Origin of the sequence: Pseudomonas sp. NPDC079367 (assembly GCF_044542195.1) — a bacterium.
In the GTDB taxonomy this organism is placed as follows: Bacteria; Pseudomonadota; Gammaproteobacteria; order Pseudomonadales; family Pseudomonadaceae; genus Aquipseudomonas.
The window spans coordinates 10,606-26,164 of record NZ_JBITTW010000048.1 but is presented as its reverse complement, the minus strand read 5'-3'; the positions used below and the strand labels follow the sequence as shown (position 1 = coordinate 26,164).

The window sequence follows — 15,559 nt, the reverse complement described above, 5'->3', positions numbered from 1 at the left end:
TAGGATCGTTCCGGTTGGCGGTTGAGGTCGGCATTTTTGACGCCGGGCGCGCAAAAAAGGTCAGTCGGCCTCAGCGAGTAATTTGATTGCCGCAGCGCCGACCTTGCGCACCGCTTCTTCGATCTGCGCTGTTGGCTTGGCAGCGTAGTTCATCCGCAAACAATTGCGGTATTTGCCCGAGGCGGAAAAGATGCTGCCGACGGCAATCTGTACGCCTTGATCGTGCAGCGCACGATTCAGTTTCAGGGTGTCGAAACCCTCCGGCAGTTCCACCCAGAGCATGAAGCTGCCCTGCGGGCGACTGGCGCGAGTGCCGGCGGGAAAGTAGCGGGTCACCCAGTCGATCATCGCGTCACGATTGCGCTGGTACTGCATGCGCATGCGCCGCAGGTGCGGCTCGAAATGGCCGGCCTTGATGAACTCGGCAATCGCGATCTGCGGCTGCGGTGCGGTCGATCCGGTGCTGATGTATTTCATGTGCAGCACCCGCTCCAGATATCGGCCGGGCGCCACCCAGCCGATGCGCAGCCCCGGCGCCAGGGTCTTGGAGAACGAGCTGCAGAGCAACACGCGGCCGTCTTCGTCGAAGGATTTGATCGTGCGCGGGCGCGGGTAGGTGTAGGCCAGTTCGCCATACACGTCGTCCTCGATGATGGCCACGTCGAAACGCTGGGCCAGGGTCAGCAAGGCGCGTTTGCGCGACTCGGGCATGACGTAACCGAGGGGGTTGTTGCAGTTGGGAGTGAGCTGAATGGCCTTGATCGGCCATTGCTCCAGAGCCAGTTCAAGCGCGTCGAGGCTGATGCCAGTGAGTGGGTCGGTGGGAATCTCCAGGGCTTTCATGCCCAGGCCTTTGAGGGTCTGCATGGCGCCGTGGAAGCTGGGCGAATCCACCGCGACGATGTCGCCCGGTTCACAGATCGCGTGGATGCTGGTCGACAGCGCTTCGTGGCAGCCAGTGGTGATCACCAGATCGCTGGGGCTCAACTGACAGCCGGAGTCGAGCATCAGTCGTGCGATCTGCTCGCGCAGTTCGAGGTTGCCATGAATATTGTCGTAATACAGGCCGGGCATATCCTGCCGGCGGCTGATTCGCGCCAGTCCCCGCAGCAGCGGTTTCATCGTTGGCGAGCCAACATCAGGCATGCCGCGCCCCAGTTGCACGACGTCTTTGCGTGGCACGGCGCGGATCAATTCCAGCACCTGGTCCCACTGCGAAATTTCCACTGGCCGCTGCGCCGGGCGGCCGATCGCAGGCAATTCCGGCAGCTCGCGACCGACCGGCACGAAATAGCCGGACTTGGGTTTTGGCGTGGCCAGACCGCTGTCTTCAAGCACGCGATAGGCCTGCTGCACGGTGCTCAGGCTCACGCCGTGTTCGACGCTCAAGGCACGCACCGACGGCAAGCGGTCGCCGGGACGATAAAAGCCTTGCTCGATGCGAGTGCCGAGCAATTCGGCGAGGTTTACATACAGAGTCATGGCGGCCTCGGTGCGTCTTGATGGAAACCAGTACAGATGCGGAAAAAAACAATCATTCAGTGAACCATTCCACGAATCTGTATGGATTTAATACAGCTTCGTTGCGTCTGTAACGGTTTTGCCCGCCCCCGCATCATGGAATCTCTGGCTACCCAAGTAAACAGGAGCAACAAAAATGAACGGCTTGAGCGATGTGCGGCTGACGTTACACAGTCAGGAACTGGCGGCAGGGCAGAAGGACAGCGCGCGCAATCTGCTGCGCAACGCACCGTCCGGCCTGAGTCGCTGGGGTCTGTTCTGGCATCGTCTGCACACGCGCAAGGCGTTGTTGGGATTGACGGCGGAGCAGCTCAAGGATGTCGGGCTGACGCGGGAGCAGGCGCGGGAGGAGGGGTTGAAACCATTTTGGCGGATCTGAATACCACAGATCGTTCCCACGCGGAGCGTGGGAACGATCCTGATTCGTCAGACCAACTCTTTCAGCCGATGCCACAACATCCCCAACGCCAACAACGGCGAGCGCAAATGCTTGCCGCCGGGGAAGGTGATGTGCGGCACCTTGGCGAACAGATCAAAGCCACCGCCCTGTTGCCCGCTGATCGCCTCGGCCAGCAGCTTGCCCGCCAAGTGGGTGGCATTCACGCCGTGCCCGGAATAGGCCTGGGCGTAATACACATTCGGCTGATCGGCGAGCCGGCCAATCTGCGGCAAGCGGTTGGCGCCAATGCCAATCATCCCGCCCCACTGATAATCGATCTTCACCCCAGCGAGTTGCGGGAATACCTCAAGCATCTTCGGCTGCATATAAGCGGCGATGTCTTTCGGATCGCGCCCCGAATAATGGCAGGCGCCGCCGAACAACAAGCGTCGATCCGCTGACAGTCGGTAATAATCCAGGGCGACACGCTGGTCGCAGACCGCCATGTTCTGCGGCAGCAGGTCGTGGGCCTGAGCTTCGCTCAACGGCTCGGTGGCGATGATGTAGCTGCCTGCGGGCAAAACCTTGCCGCTCAATTGCGGATTCAGATCGTTGAGATAGGCATTGCAGCCCAGCACCAGGGTCTTGGCCCGCACCGAGCCATGTGCCGTGTACACCTTTACTTCGGGGCCGTAATCGATACGGGTCACTGCCGAACGCTCGAACAACTGCACGCCCAACTGCTGCGCTGCTGCCGCTTCGCCCAGCGCCAGATTCAGCGGGTGCAGATGCCCGGAACCCATGTCGATCAAGCCGCCCACGTAGCGCTTGGAACCGACCACCGTGTGCATTTCACTGGCCTGCAACAGACGGGTTTCGTAGCGGTAACCGAGGCCGCGCAACTCTTCGGCGTCTTCGGCAAAACCGTCGAGATCGGAAGGCTTGTTGGCGAGGTCGCAGTAGCCCCACGTCAAGTCGCAGGCAATGCTGAAACGTTCAACGCGCTGACGCACAATCTCCACGGCTTCAAGGCCCATGAGCTTCATCTCGCGCACGCCATCGGCGCCTATGACATTGGCGAACTGATCGAGGCCATGACCGACACCGCGAATCAGTTGTCCGCCATTGCGACCGCTGGCGCCCCAGCCGATCCTGTGCGCTTCCAGCAACACCACGCTGAAACCGCGCTCGGCCAGTTCCAGTGCCGTGTTCAACCCGGAAAAGCCGCCACCGACCACACACACGTCAGCCACCACCTCGCCCTGTAGCAAGGGATAGTCGGGCTGCGGCAGGCTGCTGGCGGCGTAGTAAGAGGCAACGTGGGGTTGGCTCGCGATGATCTGGGCGCGGGCGGTCATGGGCATCATCCAACGGCTGAGTGTCGAAAAAATTTGACGGAGCATAAGCCGCACGCCCGAACGTGAGCAACATCGGTCGGGCTGCGGTGTCTGGATGCGGGCTTTTGCGGCACAATCATCAGCCCGCCACTGTGGTTACTGTTTCGATGAGCTGCAACAGCCAGAAAATCCGCGCTCTGCGTCAGCAGATCCCCACGTTCGAATGCGTGCCGGGCTGCCACGACTGCTGCGGGCCGGTGACAACTTCGCCAGAGGAGATGGCTCGGCTGCCGCGCAAGACCCGCGCCGAGCAGGATGCGGCCCTCGAAGAGCTCAACTGTGTGCACCTGGGACCCAATGGCTGCACGGTGTATGAAGAGCGGCCGCTGATCTGTCGACTCTTCGGTACCACCAAGACCTTGCCGTGCCCGAACGAGCGGCGCCCGCTGGAGTTGATACATCCGAAGGTGGAAAAGCAGATCTTCGAGTACATGGCGGCGAACCGGCAGGTGTTGGTTTAAGTGATCGTTCCCACGCTCTGCGTGGGAATGCAGCCGGGGACGCTCTGCGTCTCAAAGGCCGAACGCGGAGCGTCCGAAGAGGCATTCCCACGCAGAGCATGGGAACGATCATTGCGGTGATCAATCCGGAATCGGCAGGCACAGGCTCTCTTTCACCTCTTCCATCACGATATAACTCTTCGACTCGCGCACATGCGGCAGCTTCAACAGAATGTCGCCGAGCAATTTGCGATACGAGGCCATCTCGGAAATCCTCGCCTTCACCAGATAGTCGAAATCTCCTGAGACCAAATGACATTCCAGCACATGCGGCAGCTTCAGCACCGCGCGTCTGAATTCTTCGAATGTGTCGCCGGATTTGTAGTCGAGACTGATCTCGACGAACACCAGCAGGCTACCCTTCAAATGCTGCGGATTGAGCCGGGCGTTGTAGCCCATGATGATCCCTTCGCGCTCCAGACGCCGCACGCGCTCGGTGCACGGGGTGGTGGAGAGGCCGACCTTTTCCCCCAGCTCGGTAAACGAAATACGCCCGTCGGCCTGCAGGATTCGCAGGATGTTGCGGTCGATCTTGTCCAGCTCACGTTTGGTCTGGGTGTTGGTACGCATAGGGGATGCGCCTCCGTGAAAAGGGTTTTTGCCGAGAATTGTCGCCAAATATAGGCGCTTATATAGTGAAAAGCACTGGCATTTCTTTTTTACACTGCGCCCATCATTGCTCTAACAAACAGTTCGGCGGAAAGCCGCGATGAGGGATTGAAAATGCGCGTCATGGTCTTGGGTAGCGGCGTCATCGGTACCGCCAGTGCTTACTATCTGGCGCGTGCCGGGTTTGAAGTGGTGGTGGTCGACCGGCAGCCCGCTGCGGCCATGGAGACCAGTTTCGCCAACGCCGGCCAGGTCTCGCCGGGCTATGCCTCGCCGTGGGCCGCGCCGGGCGTGCCGCTCAAGGCGATCAAGTGGCTGCTGCAACGCCACGCGCCATTGGCGATCAAGGCTACCGCCGACATCGATCAGTACCTGTGGATGGCGCAAATGCTGCGCAACTGCACCGCCAGCCGTTACGCGGTTAACAAGGAACGCATGGTGCGTCTGTCCGAGTACAGTCGCGACTGCCTCGACGAATTGCGCGCCGAAACCGGCATTGCCTACGAAGGTCGCAGCCTCGGCACCACGCAGTTGTTCCGCACCCAGGCGCAACTCGATAACGCCGCCAAGGACATCGCTGTGCTGAAAGAGTCCGGCGTGCCGTTTGAGGTTCTTGATCGCGCCGGCATCGCACGCGTCGAACCGGCGCTGGCAGGCGTGACCGACATTCTCGCCGGCGCGCTGCGTCTGCCCAATGACCAGACCGGCGACTGCCAGATCTTCACCACCCGTCTCGCCGAAATGGCGCGCAAGCTCGGCGTGGAATTCCGTTTCGGCCAGGACATCCAGAAACTCGACTACGCCGGTGATCGCATCAACGGCGTTTGGATCGACGGCAAGCTGGAGACCGCTGACCGTTACGTGCTGGCGCTCGGCAGCTACTCGCCACAACTGCTCAAACCGCTGGGTATCAAGGCTCCTGTGTATCCACTCAAGGGCTATTCGCTGACCGTGCCGATCACCAATCCGGATATGGCGCCGACGTCGACCATTCTCGACGAGACCTACAAGGTCGCGATCACCCGTTTCGATAACCGCATCCGCGTTGGCGGCATGGCCGAGATTGCCGGTTTTGACCTGTCGCTGAACCCGCGTCGGCGCGAAACCCTGGAGATGATCGTCAACGACCTTTATCCTCAGGGCGGCAATCTGGCCGAAGCGAGTTTCTGGACCGGCCTGCGTCCGACCACGCCGGACGGTACGCCGATCGTTGGCGCAACACCGTTCAAGAATCTGTTTCTCAATACCGGCCACGGTACGCTCGGCTGGACCATGGCCTGCGGTTCCGGCCGTTTGCTAGCCGACCTGATGGCGAAGAAAAAGCCCCAGATCAGCGCCGAAGGCCTCGATATTTCCCGTTACGGCAACCAGACCCAGGAGTCCGCAAAACATGTCAATCCAGCGCCAGCTCACCAATGAGCGCATGAGCCAGATCGTCAGCCACAATGGCACTGTGTATCTGGCCGGGCAGGTCGGCGACGACTTCGACGCCGGAATTGAACAGCAGACCCGCGACGTACTGGCCAACATCGAACGTCTGCTCGATCTGGCCGGCACGGACAAGCAGCACCTGTTGTCGGCGACGATCTACCTGAACGACATCCAAGCGCACTTCGCCGGGATGAACGCGGTGTGGGACCATTGGCTGCCAAAAGGCGCCGCGCCGGCCCGCGCCACCGTCGAAGCGAAAATGGCCAAGCCGAGCATTCTGGTGGAGATCTCCATCGTCGCCGCGCTGCCATAACGTTTTAAAGATCCCTCTCCCGGTGCTGTTGGTGGTCCATACCGTCAGCCAGCGCCGGTTTTTCTTCCCATGACCGCCCAGAAGTCTGCCGCCATGCGTCCTGCCCGTGCCCTGATCGACCTTCAAGCCCTGCGTCACAACTACCGAATAGCCCGCGAAGTCACCGGCGCCAAGGCGCTCGCGGTGATCAAGGCGGACGCTTATGGCCATGGCGCGGTACGTTGCGCCCAGGCGCTGGAAGCCGAGGCGGACGGCTTTGCCGTGGCCTGCATCGAAGAAGCACTGGAGCTGCGCGCTGCCGGGATTCGTGCGCCGGTACTGTTGTTGGAGGGCTTCTTCGAAGCTGACGAGCTGGCGTTGATCGTCGAGCATGATTTCTGGTGCGTGGTGCATTCGCTGTGGCAGCTCGAAGCGATCGAGCAGGCAGTCCTGAGCAAACCGATCACGGTATGGCTCAAGCTCGATTCCGGCATGCACCGCGTCGGCCTGCATCCGAAAGATTATCCAGCGGCCTATCAGCGTCTGCTGGCCAGCGGCAAGGTGGCGAAAATCGTGTTGATGAGCCACTTCGCCCGCGCTGATGAACTGCACGCGCAGAGCAGCGCCGAGCAGGTCGCGGTGTTCGAAACGGCACGTCAGGGCCTGGCGGCGGAAGTCAGCCTGCGCAACTCGCCAGCCGTGCTCGGTTGGCCAGACATCAAAAGTGACTGGGTACGCCCGGGCATCATGCTCTACGGCGCGACGCCGTTCGAAGAAGCCAACGCCTTCGCCGAACGCCTGCAACCAGTCATGACCCTCGAATCGAACGTCATCAGCGTGCGTGAATTGCCGGCCGGCGAACCGATCGGCTATGGCGCCAGATTTATCACCGACAAGCCGATGCGCATCGGCGTGGTCGCCATGGGTTACGCCGACGGCTACCCGCGCCAAGCCCCGACCGGCACACCCGTATTGGTGGCCGGCAAACCCAGCCGCCTGCTGGGGCGTGTGTCGATGGACATGCTCTGCATCGACCTGACCGACGTGCCGGAAGCGGGCCTCGGTTCTACTGTCGAGCTGTGGGGCAAAAATATCCTCGCCAGCGACGTAGCGAAATGGGCCGAGACTATTCCGTATCAGATCTTCTGCAACCTGAAACGGGTGCCAAGGCTCTATTCCGAGGGTTGACGCCGCTGCGGGGGCCAAGTGTTGTAAATACTGAACGCTGTCGCCATGATAACGCTCAATATTCTTACAACATCAGGAGGCTCCTGCCTTGGACGTCGGTGAACGACTGCAATCGATCCGCAAGCTCAAAGGGCTTTCCCAGCGTGAACTCGCCAAACGCGCGGGCGTCACCAACAGCACCATTTCGATGATCGAAAAGAACAGCGTCAGCCCATCGATCAGTTCGCTGAGAAAGGTGCTCGGCGGGATTCCCATGTCGATGGTTGAGTTCTTTTCCGAAGAGATCCTGCAGGACCAACCGACTCAGATCGTCTACAAGGCCAACGAGCTGATCGACATCTCCGACGGCGCCGTGACCATGAAACTGGTCGGCCGCGCGCACCCTAGCCGCGCCATCGCCTTCCTCAATGAAATCTATCCGCCGGGCGCCGACACCGGCGAAGAAATGCTCACCCACGAAGGCGAGGAAACCGGGATTCTGGTTGAAGGTCGCCTGGAGCTGGTGGTGGGGCTGGAAACTTTTATTCTCGAAGCTGGCGACAGCTACTATTTTGAAAGTACCAAGCCGCATCGTTTCCGTAATCCGTTCGACGTTCCGGCGCGACTAATCAGCGCAGCCACGCCGGCGAATTTCTAAGCAAGAGGCGCCAGGCCATTGCGGCGAAGGCACCCGGACCGTTTTACCGATGGGCAACAAGACCCCTTTAACCATGGGGTTGTTTCAGTACAGCGACCTACCCGCTATACTTGCGCCCGCCTGCGAACCGTGGCCGCAGGCGTGAATAGCCACCATTGAGGGTGAACGCGTGAACCTAATTATGAAAATGCTGGCCGCACCAGCAACCGTACTGGCCCTCTGGGCTGTCAGCGCTCAAGCTGCGACGAATGACGATATTGCCAAACGCCTCGAGCCCGTCGGCCAGGTGTGTGTTCAAGGGCAGGAATGCAAAGGCATGGAAGTGGCTGCGACCGCTGGCGGTGGCGGCGGGGCGAAGGCACCTAAAGATGTGATTGCCAAGCACTGCAACGCTTGCCACGGCACAGGCCTGCTGGGCGCGCCGAAAATCGGCGACAAGGCCGCCTGGAAAGAGCGCGCCGATCATCAGGGTGGCCTGGACGGCATCCTTGCCAAGGCCATCACCGGCATCAACGCCATGCCGCCAAAAGGCACCTGCGCCGATTGCTCCGATGAAGAGCTCAAAGGTGCGATCAAAGAGATGTCCGGTCTGTAATCAGCGGCGCCTTCGAAAAAACCCGTCTTCGGACGGTTTTTTTTGTGCCTGCAATATCACTGCATGTTCTTCGTGATATAGGCGCCGGCGGAATTGAGCACCGCTTTGTACACAGCGTAAGCATCGGTATCTTCCGGCATTTTTTGCTCGCAACGCCCTCCCGATATCTGCCTCAGATCACATCCCGGGATCGACATGATGAGGGGAGAGTGAGTGGCGGTGATGAATTGCCCAAGGCTTTGAAGCGGTGTTGAACAGCGTCTCCATCGCTTCACCGTGCGACAGGCGACACCCCTCTGAAGATTCTATCGACGGATACCTTCACGCCAATCATGGTTATGCCGAGCCTTATCGAACTCGTACTGGCTATGGTGAAAATTCCGATATAGCCAAGACAGGCAATGAGGCGCTCGCCAAACAGTTCCGGTGTTGCAGTGGCGCTGAATAAAATGACCGATACCGTCCCCGCCGAGATGGCCAGTTCCGGCCAGAAGGACTGTATGGTGCTCTCTTTCTGGTACTTGTAACGCGCTCGTACGGTGTCCTTCAGATAATCGCAACTTTTGGAAAGTTGAATTTTCGCCTCGTGGCTGGATAGTTTGAAAATATCAATGAGCGACCCCTTATATAATTCTTCGTTGGACATTTCTGCTTCATATAGACGTTGGATCAAGGGCTTGGCAAACCTCAACTGCACACACGTTAATAAAACAATAAAAGCGATGGGCAGGAAAAAGTAGACGTTTTGCCTAAGCAGAATATAAGCTGCGGAAAACGCCAAAATGCAGGAGCCGAAAAGGTGGATTGCGTCATGAATGACGGAGGCAATTTTTTCGGCATCTTCCTTTATCATTGTTACGCGAGAGCATAATGGAGGCGGCCGTTCATCATGCACAATGAAGTTGATAAGGATAAAGCGAGATCTCACTTCCATCAGCGTTGCCAAGGAGCTGCCCAGAGTTTGCATTGTCAGCTTGGCTAAAAGAACTGCGATAAGAACAATATAAAACTCAGCGCTAATAGCGCCGGCGATGAGAGCAGTCAGGCTTTTGGCGACGACTGATGGTATTAGCAATTGACATACGGCGGCTAAAGTTAGGCAAATTACCGAAAGGACAAAAACGATCAGGTTTTTTCGCACGCATATAAACATAGTCAATGGCCCTCACGCTGTAGCCCGTAACTGCGAATCCGACTACGTCTGTAAGATGCCTCTCTGCTCGAGTAATAGATGGATATCAGTGACATCACCGGACTGAGCACGCGCTCAAGGTAGATGGTTGAGGCAAGAATAGCGCCTATATTCGAATCGCCGGTACTGAGCAGATGTGCCGCAACCAATAATAAAACCACAATCGCTATCAGGTAACATGAGCTTGAAATTGATTCGAAAGTCGATGCTTTGAGGTTTGAACGAAAAGCGAGGCGTTCGATGTTTTTTATACTGAGCTTGACCCTGTCGGTATAGGGTGTTGAATTGTATAAATGCTCGCAGATGGTGCCAACTGTTACGGTATTCTCTTGAACATAATCAGCAAAAAGTGAACTGCTGTTTCTTCGAGTTAGAACATATGTTGCAGTGGCATAAAGGAGGCCGCTAAGCGGCGCGAGTGCCAGAAGTGGATGGTAGTGGGCAGTCACCCAGAGCGCAGCGATGATGATGCAGCAGTTCAGTGATACATCAAAATAAATTGAATGATATAGATACATCGAGCCATCAACGTCGCCATCGATCAGTTCGATCTGCTCGCCTGGTTTTTGCGTGTGCTCGACATGTTTGTCTAGCAAGTGAGTCAGTATCATTTTTTTCAAGGTATACCTTGTGCTCGCAATGGTCCTCTGCAAGTAGATATTGGCTGTCAGTTTTAGGGGGGGAGTGGCGATAATGAACAGCGAGGCGCTGGCGAGCGTATATAAATACAAGTTGTCGCCGGCAAGATAAGAATTAACTGCGTTGCCGATAAGATAAGGTGATGCGCTCGTAAGGATCGAAATGCCCAGGCCGAAGCAGCAAAGTACCAGATTTTTTTTCATTGGGGGTCTCTGCTTCGGATATTAACGGTTAATTTTTCTGAAGAGCATTTTGATCATGTGTTCAATGCTAGCGATGTTTGAAATAAGTTCAATTCAGACGCGTCCGGTAATTTCGCGTGATTGAATTACAGGTGATGTAGGAAAACTAGTTGTACGTGTGTAAGGTGGGTCGCTTGCCGAGCTAGCGCGCTGATTCGCCTTCTGTCGAACCTTTTTCGCGCCAATCGCCTTCCCTCGGAAGTAATTCCCCGGCAATCTCGGTCTACCCCTATCAACGGAACGGGCGGGAGGCTTCAGATGGTGCAGTTGTGTTCGATCGAACAGGCAGTGGACGACGTACTGGCACGCTTGCCTGCGCACATCCACATGGGCCTGCCGCTGGGGCTGGGCAAGCCAAATCACTTCGTCAACGCGCTGTACCGGCGCATCACGGACCTGCCCGAGCGGCAACTGACGATCTATACCGCGCTGTGCCTCGGTCGGCCGAATCTGGGCGATGGCTTGCAGAAGCGCTTCATCGAGCCCTTCGTCGAGCGGGTGTTCGGTGATTATCCGGAGTTCGATTTCCTCGCCGATCTGCAGCGCGACAGCCTGCCCGCCAACATCCGCATCCAGCAGTTCTTCATGCAGCCCGGCAGCCTGCTCAACAGCGCGCCGGCGCAGCAGGATTACGTCAGCAGCAATTACAGCCATGCCGCTCGCGACATCAACGCCGCCGGGCTGAATCTGGTGGCGCAATTGCTCGCCAGCAGCAGCGAACACCCTGATCGCTTAAGCCTGAGCTGCAATCCGGACATCACCCTCGACCTGTTGCCGATGATCGCCAAGCGCCGCGAGGCGGGGGAGACCATTGTGCTGGTCGGCCAGGTGCATACGGATCTGCCGTACATGCCCGGCGATGCGGAAGTCGACATCGACACCTTTGATCTGCTGGTCGACGAGAAGGACAGCAGCACGCTGTTTTCCACGCCGAACATGCCGGTGGGCTTCCAGGATCATTTCATTGGTTTGCACGCCAGTACGCTGGTGCGCGATGGCGGCACGCTGCAGATTGGTATCGGTTCGATGGGTGATGCGTTGACCGCTGCGTTACTTGCTCGTCAGGCCGATAACGCCGGTTATCAGGCGTTGCTCGATGACATCAACCTCAGCCAATGGGCGCGATTGATCCAGCGCGAGGGCGGCACCGCGCCATTTGCCAAAGGCCTTTATGGTTGCAGCGAGATGTTCGTTAACGGCCTGCTGGTGCTGGCGGATGCCGGGATTATTCGGCGCAAGGTCTATCCGGATGTGCCGACGCAGGAGCAGGCCAACGCCGGCACCCTCGACGAAGCTGCCCAGCCTGACGGCGTCTCGGTGCACGGCGGCTTCTTTCTGGGCCCGCGCAGTTTCTATGAACGGCTGCGCGAGTTGCCGCAAAGCAAATTGCTTGAATTCAACATGACCCGCATCAGCTACATCAACGAGTTGTACGGCCAGGAAGAACTCAAGCGCTTGCAGCGCATCGATGCGCGCTTCATCAACACCGTGTTCACCATGACCCTGCTCGGCGCCGGCGTGGCTGATCAACTCGAGGACGGCCGCGTGCTCAGCGGTGTCGGTGGGCAGTACAACTTTGTTGCCCAAGGCCATGCACTGGAAGGCGCGCGATCGATGTTGATCCTGCGCAGCTGGCGCGAGTCCGGCGGCGAGGTCAGCTCCAATATCGTCTGGGATTACGGCCACTGCACGATTCCGCGGCACCTTCGCGACATCGTCGTCACTGAGTACGGCATCGCCGACCTGCGCGGTAAATCCGATGCGGCTGTGATCGAAGCGCTGCTCAATGTCAGCGACTCGCGTTTTCAGCCGGGGCTGATCGAACAGGCGCAGAAGGTTGGCAAGCTGCCAAAGGATTTTCGCATCGATCCACGGTTTGCCGAAAACACGCCGCAACGCTTGCAGGCGATTGCCGCGCGGCACCCGAATCTGTTTCCGGAGTATCCGCTGGGCTGTGATTTCACCGCGATCGAGCGCGATCTGCTGCGCGCGCTGAACTGGCTGAAGAGCAAGTTCAAGCTGACCGAAATTCTGGAATTGGGCAAGGCAGCGCTGGATGCGCCGGAGGCGTCAGCGTTCCCGGAACATCTTGAGCGGATGCAACTGACGAATCCGGAAGGCCTGAAAGATGAGCTGTACCAACGCTTGCTGCTTACCGGCCTGCAAGCCACCGCACAATAAAGGCTCACCGCAAAACCTGTAGGAGCTGCGGCACGCTGCGATCTTTTGATCTGTTTGAAGATCAAGATCAGGATCAAAAGATCGCAGCCTCGTTTCACTCGACAGCTCCTACAGGGGAGCGGTGGTGTGGCGTTACTCGATGAAGGTAACGACGCCATCCTTCAGCGATTGCACGCGAGCCAGCGATTCAACGCGGTAGCCCTGCGAGTCCAGTTCGGCGCGGCCGCCCTGGAAGGACTTCTCGATGACGATGCCCAGACCCGCAACGGTGGCGCCGGCCTGTTTGATGATCGAGATCAGCGCTTGCGAGGCCTTACCGTTGGCCAGGAAGTCGTCGATGATCAGCACGCGGTCGCTGCTGGTCAGGTGGCGTGGGGAGATGGCCACGGTGCTTTCGGTCTTTTTGGTGAACGAATACACGGTCGCCGACAGCAGGTTTTCAGTCAGGGTCAGCGACTGTTGCTTGCGGGCGAAGATCACCGGCACGCCGAGGTTCAGACCGGTCATGATCGCAGGGGCAATCCCTGAGGCTTCGATGGTGACGATCTTGGTGATCCCCGAATCCTTGAACAATGCGGCGAATTCGTCACCGATCAGCTTCATCAGGGCCGGGTCGATCTGGTGGTTCAGGAAAGCGTCGACTTTCAGGACCTGATCGGAAAGCACGATGCCTTCTTCGCGGATTTTTTTGTGCAGTGCTTCCACAACAGCTTCCTCTGTTGGCGCGATGGGCGCCGAAGGTAGATTAAAAAGTAGTCGATTCTAGCGCTTTAACATCGCGCGTATATCGGCCAATGCGCTATTACCACGCACGGCTTTGACTTCAGTCGGGGTGTCGTCGTTGCCTTCCCAGGCCAGATCGTCTGGCGGCAGCTCATCCAGAAAGCGGCTCGGCGCGCAGTCGATGATTTCACCGTACTGCTTGCGCTTGGCAGCGAAGGTGAAGGCCAGGGTCTGGCGGGCGCGTGTGATGCCCACATAGGCCAGGCGGCGTTCTTCTTCGATGGTGTCGGCTTCGATGCTGGAACGGTGCGGGAGGATTTCCTCTTCCATGCCCATGATGAACACGTAGGGAAATTCCAGCCCTTTGGAGGCGTGCAGCGTCATCATTTGCACGCCTTCGGCACCGTCCTCTTCTTCCTGCTGGCGCTCGAGCATGTCACGCAGCACCAGTTTGCCGATGGCGTCCTCGACGGTCATTTCGCCTTCTTCGTCCTTTTCGAGGGTATTTTTCAACGCTTCGATCAGGAACCAGACGTTGCCCATCCGGTAGTCCGCAGCCTTGTCGCTGGAGCTGTTGGTGCGCAGCCAGTTCTCGTAGTCGATGTCCATGACCATGCTGCGCAGCGCCGAGATCGGATCTTCGCCGGCGCACTGCTCGCGCACCTTGTCCATGAAGCGCTTGAAGCGCGCCAGGCGATCGGTGAAGCGGCTGTCGAGATGTTCGCCGAGGCCGATCTCGTCGGTGGCGGCGTACATCGAAATCTTGCGTTCGGTGGCGTAGTTGCCAAGTTTTTCCAATGTGGTCGAGCCGATCTCGCGGCGTGGCACATTGATCACCCGCAGAAAGGCGTTGTCGTCATCCGGGTTAACGATCAGGCGAAAGTAGGCCATCAGGTCCTTCACTTCCTGGCGACCGAAGAAGCTGTTGCCGCCGCTGAGGCGATACGGCACCTGATGGTGCTGCAGCTTCAATTCGATCAGCTTCGCCTGATAGTTGCCGCGATAGAGAATCGCGAAATCGCTGTACGGGCGGTCGGTGCGCAAGTGCAGGCTGAGGATTTCCATGGCCACGCGCTCGGCTTCGGCGTCCTCGTTGCGGCAGCGGATCACGCGGATCTCGTCGCCGTGGCCCATTTCACTCCACAGCTGCTTTTCGAATTCGTGCGGGTTATTGGCGATCAGCACGTTCGCGCAGCGCAGGATTCGGCTGGTGGAGCGATAATTCTGCTCGAGCATCACCACTTTCAAGGACGGATAGTCGTCCTTGAGCAGCATCAGGTTTTCCGGCCGCGCGCCACGCCAGGCGTAGATCGACTGGTCATCGTCGCCGACCACGGTGAACTGGTTGCGCTTGCCGATGAGCATCTTCACCAGCAGGTACTGGCTGGCGTTGGTGTCCTGGTATTCGTCGACGAGCAGGTATCGCACCTTGTTCTGCCACTTTTCGAGAATGTCGGCATGTTCTTCGAAGAGTTTCACCGGCAGCAGGATCAGGTCGTCGAAGTCCACCGCGTTGAACGCCTTGAGCGTGCGCTGATAGTGGGTGTAGACAATGGCGGCGGTCTGCTCTTTCGGGTTACGCGCGTTTTCCAGCGCCTGGGGCGGCAGAATCAGGTCGTTTTTCCAGGCGCCGATCATGTTCTTGATCTCGTCGACGCCGTCGTCGCCTGCGTATTCCTTCTGCATGATGTCGGTCATCAGCGCTTTGACGTCGGTCTCGTCGAAAATCGAGAAACCGGGTTTGTAGCCCAGCCGCGCATGCTCCTTGCGGATGATGTTCAGGCCCAGGTTGTGGAAGGTGCAGACCGTCAGGCCGCGCCCTTCGCCGGCACGCAGCAGGGTGCCGACCCGCTCTTTCATCTCGCGCGCGGCCTTGTTGGTAAAGGTCATGGCGACGATGTACTGGGCGCGGATGCCGCAGTTCTGGATCAGGTGCGCGATCTTGCGCGTGATCACGCTGGTCTTGCCGGAGCCAGCACCGGCGAGCACAAAAAGAGGGCCGCCCACGTAGTACACGGCTTATTGCTGCCGGG

At 58.5% G+C, this 15,559-nt stretch carries 15 protein-coding genes; 8 read left to right on the top strand and 7 right to left on the bottom strand.

Annotated features, from left to right (window positions below; translation table 11 throughout):
* Positions 1–60 precede the first annotated feature (60 nt).
* Positions 61–1,482, bottom strand: coding sequence for a PLP-dependent aminotransferase family protein (locus tag ACIGDJ_RS25365; protein WP_101161611.1), 1,422 nt, complete (start codon positions 1,480–1,482; stop codon positions 61–63).
* Between the two features lie 175 nt (positions 1,483–1,657).
* Between ACIGDJ_RS25365 and ACIGDJ_RS25360 the strand changes: the two genes are divergently transcribed.
* A complete protein-coding gene (locus ACIGDJ_RS25360; RefSeq protein ID WP_312999786.1) occupies positions 1,658–1,900 on the top strand; it encodes a DUF1127 domain-containing protein in 243 nt (80 codons plus the stop codon).
* A gap of 47 nt (positions 1,901–1,947) precedes the next feature.
* Here the strand turns inward: ACIGDJ_RS25360 and ACIGDJ_RS25355 are convergent, their stop codons facing one another.
* Entirely contained in the window at positions 1,948–3,258 is a 1,311-nt protein-coding gene (locus ACIGDJ_RS25355) for an NAD(P)/FAD-dependent oxidoreductase (RefSeq protein WP_397479972.1), read from the bottom strand.
* A gap of 146 nt (positions 3,259–3,404) precedes the next feature.
* On the opposite strand from ACIGDJ_RS25355, the gene ACIGDJ_RS25350 reads away from it, so the two are divergent.
* Positions 3,405–3,758, top strand: coding sequence for a YkgJ family cysteine cluster protein (locus ACIGDJ_RS25350; protein WP_101161606.1), 354 nt, complete (start codon positions 3,405–3,407; stop codon positions 3,756–3,758).
* Between the two features lie 120 nt (positions 3,759–3,878).
* Here the strand turns inward: ACIGDJ_RS25350 and ACIGDJ_RS25345 are convergent, their stop codons facing one another.
* Positions 3,879–4,367, bottom strand: a complete 489-nt coding sequence (locus tag ACIGDJ_RS25345; RefSeq protein ID WP_010465173.1) for an Lrp/AsnC ligand binding domain-containing protein — start codon at positions 4,365–4,367, stop codon at positions 3,879–3,881.
* 153 nt (positions 4,368–4,520) lie between these two features.
* On the opposite strand from ACIGDJ_RS25345, the gene dadA reads away from it, so the two are divergent.
* The 5 genes from dadA to ACIGDJ_RS25320 all read left to right on the top strand — a co-directional run bounded on the left by dadA (position 4,521) and on the right by ACIGDJ_RS25320 (position 8,549).
* Complete coding sequence (gene dadA, locus ACIGDJ_RS25340; protein WP_071172120.1) at positions 4,521–5,825, top strand: D-amino acid dehydrogenase; 1,305 nt, start codon at positions 4,521–4,523, stop codon at positions 5,823–5,825.
* Entirely contained in the window at positions 5,797–6,150 is a 354-nt protein-coding gene (locus ACIGDJ_RS25335; RefSeq protein WP_397479971.1) for a RidA family protein, read from the top strand. The genes dadA and ACIGDJ_RS25335 overlap by 29 nt, the downstream gene beginning before the upstream one ends.
* 93 nt (positions 6,151–6,243) lie before the next feature.
* Positions 6,244–7,317: an alanine racemase gene (alr, locus tag ACIGDJ_RS25330; protein WP_312999783.1), complete on the top strand. Its 1,074-nt coding sequence runs from the start codon at positions 6,244–6,246 to the stop codon at positions 7,315–7,317.
* Positions 7,318–7,405: 88 nt separating this feature from the next.
* Positions 7,406–7,954 carry a cupin domain-containing protein gene (locus ACIGDJ_RS25325; RefSeq protein WP_016772566.1) on the top strand — a complete coding sequence of 183 codons (549 nt, stop codon included), beginning with the start codon at positions 7,406–7,408 and terminating at the stop codon, positions 7,952–7,954.
* Between the two features lie 181 nt (positions 7,955–8,135).
* Complete coding sequence (locus ACIGDJ_RS25320; protein WP_039757383.1) at positions 8,136–8,549, top strand: cytochrome c5 family protein; 414 nt, start codon at positions 8,136–8,138, stop codon at positions 8,547–8,549.
* A gap of 271 nt (positions 8,550–8,820) precedes the next feature.
* Here the strand turns inward: ACIGDJ_RS25320 and ACIGDJ_RS25315 are convergent, their stop codons facing one another.
* Together ACIGDJ_RS25315 and ACIGDJ_RS25310 are read right to left on the bottom strand one after the other, a co-directional pair.
* A complete protein-coding gene (locus tag ACIGDJ_RS25315) occupies positions 8,821–9,690 on the bottom strand; it encodes a hypothetical protein (RefSeq protein WP_397479970.1) in 870 nt (289 codons plus the stop codon).
* Between the two features lie 14 nt (positions 9,691–9,704).
* Positions 9,705–10,583, bottom strand: coding sequence for a hypothetical protein (locus ACIGDJ_RS25310; RefSeq protein WP_312999781.1), 879 nt, complete (start codon positions 10,581–10,583; stop codon positions 9,705–9,707).
* 297 nt (positions 10,584–10,880) lie between these two features.
* On the opposite strand from ACIGDJ_RS25310, the gene ACIGDJ_RS25305 reads away from it, so the two are divergent.
* Positions 10,881–12,803 (top strand): acetyl-CoA hydrolase/transferase C-terminal domain-containing protein, encoded by a 1,923-nt coding sequence (locus ACIGDJ_RS25305; protein ID WP_101161597.1) that lies wholly within the window; start codon positions 10,881–10,883, stop codon positions 12,801–12,803.
* A 132-nt stretch (positions 12,804–12,935) separates the two neighbouring features.
* On the opposite strand, the gene ACIGDJ_RS25300 is transcribed toward ACIGDJ_RS25305, so the two are convergent.
* Together ACIGDJ_RS25300 and rep are read right to left on the bottom strand one after the other, a co-directional pair.
* On the bottom strand, positions 12,936–13,508 hold the full coding sequence (locus tag ACIGDJ_RS25300) for a xanthine phosphoribosyltransferase (RefSeq protein WP_016772573.1): 573 nt from the start codon (positions 13,506–13,508) through the stop codon (positions 12,936–12,938).
* A gap of 57 nt (positions 13,509–13,565) precedes the next feature.
* Complete coding sequence (rep, locus tag ACIGDJ_RS25295) at positions 13,566–15,542, bottom strand: DNA helicase Rep (protein WP_397504643.1); 1,977 nt, start codon at positions 15,540–15,542, stop codon at positions 13,566–13,568.
* Positions 15,543–15,559 lie beyond the last annotated feature (17 nt).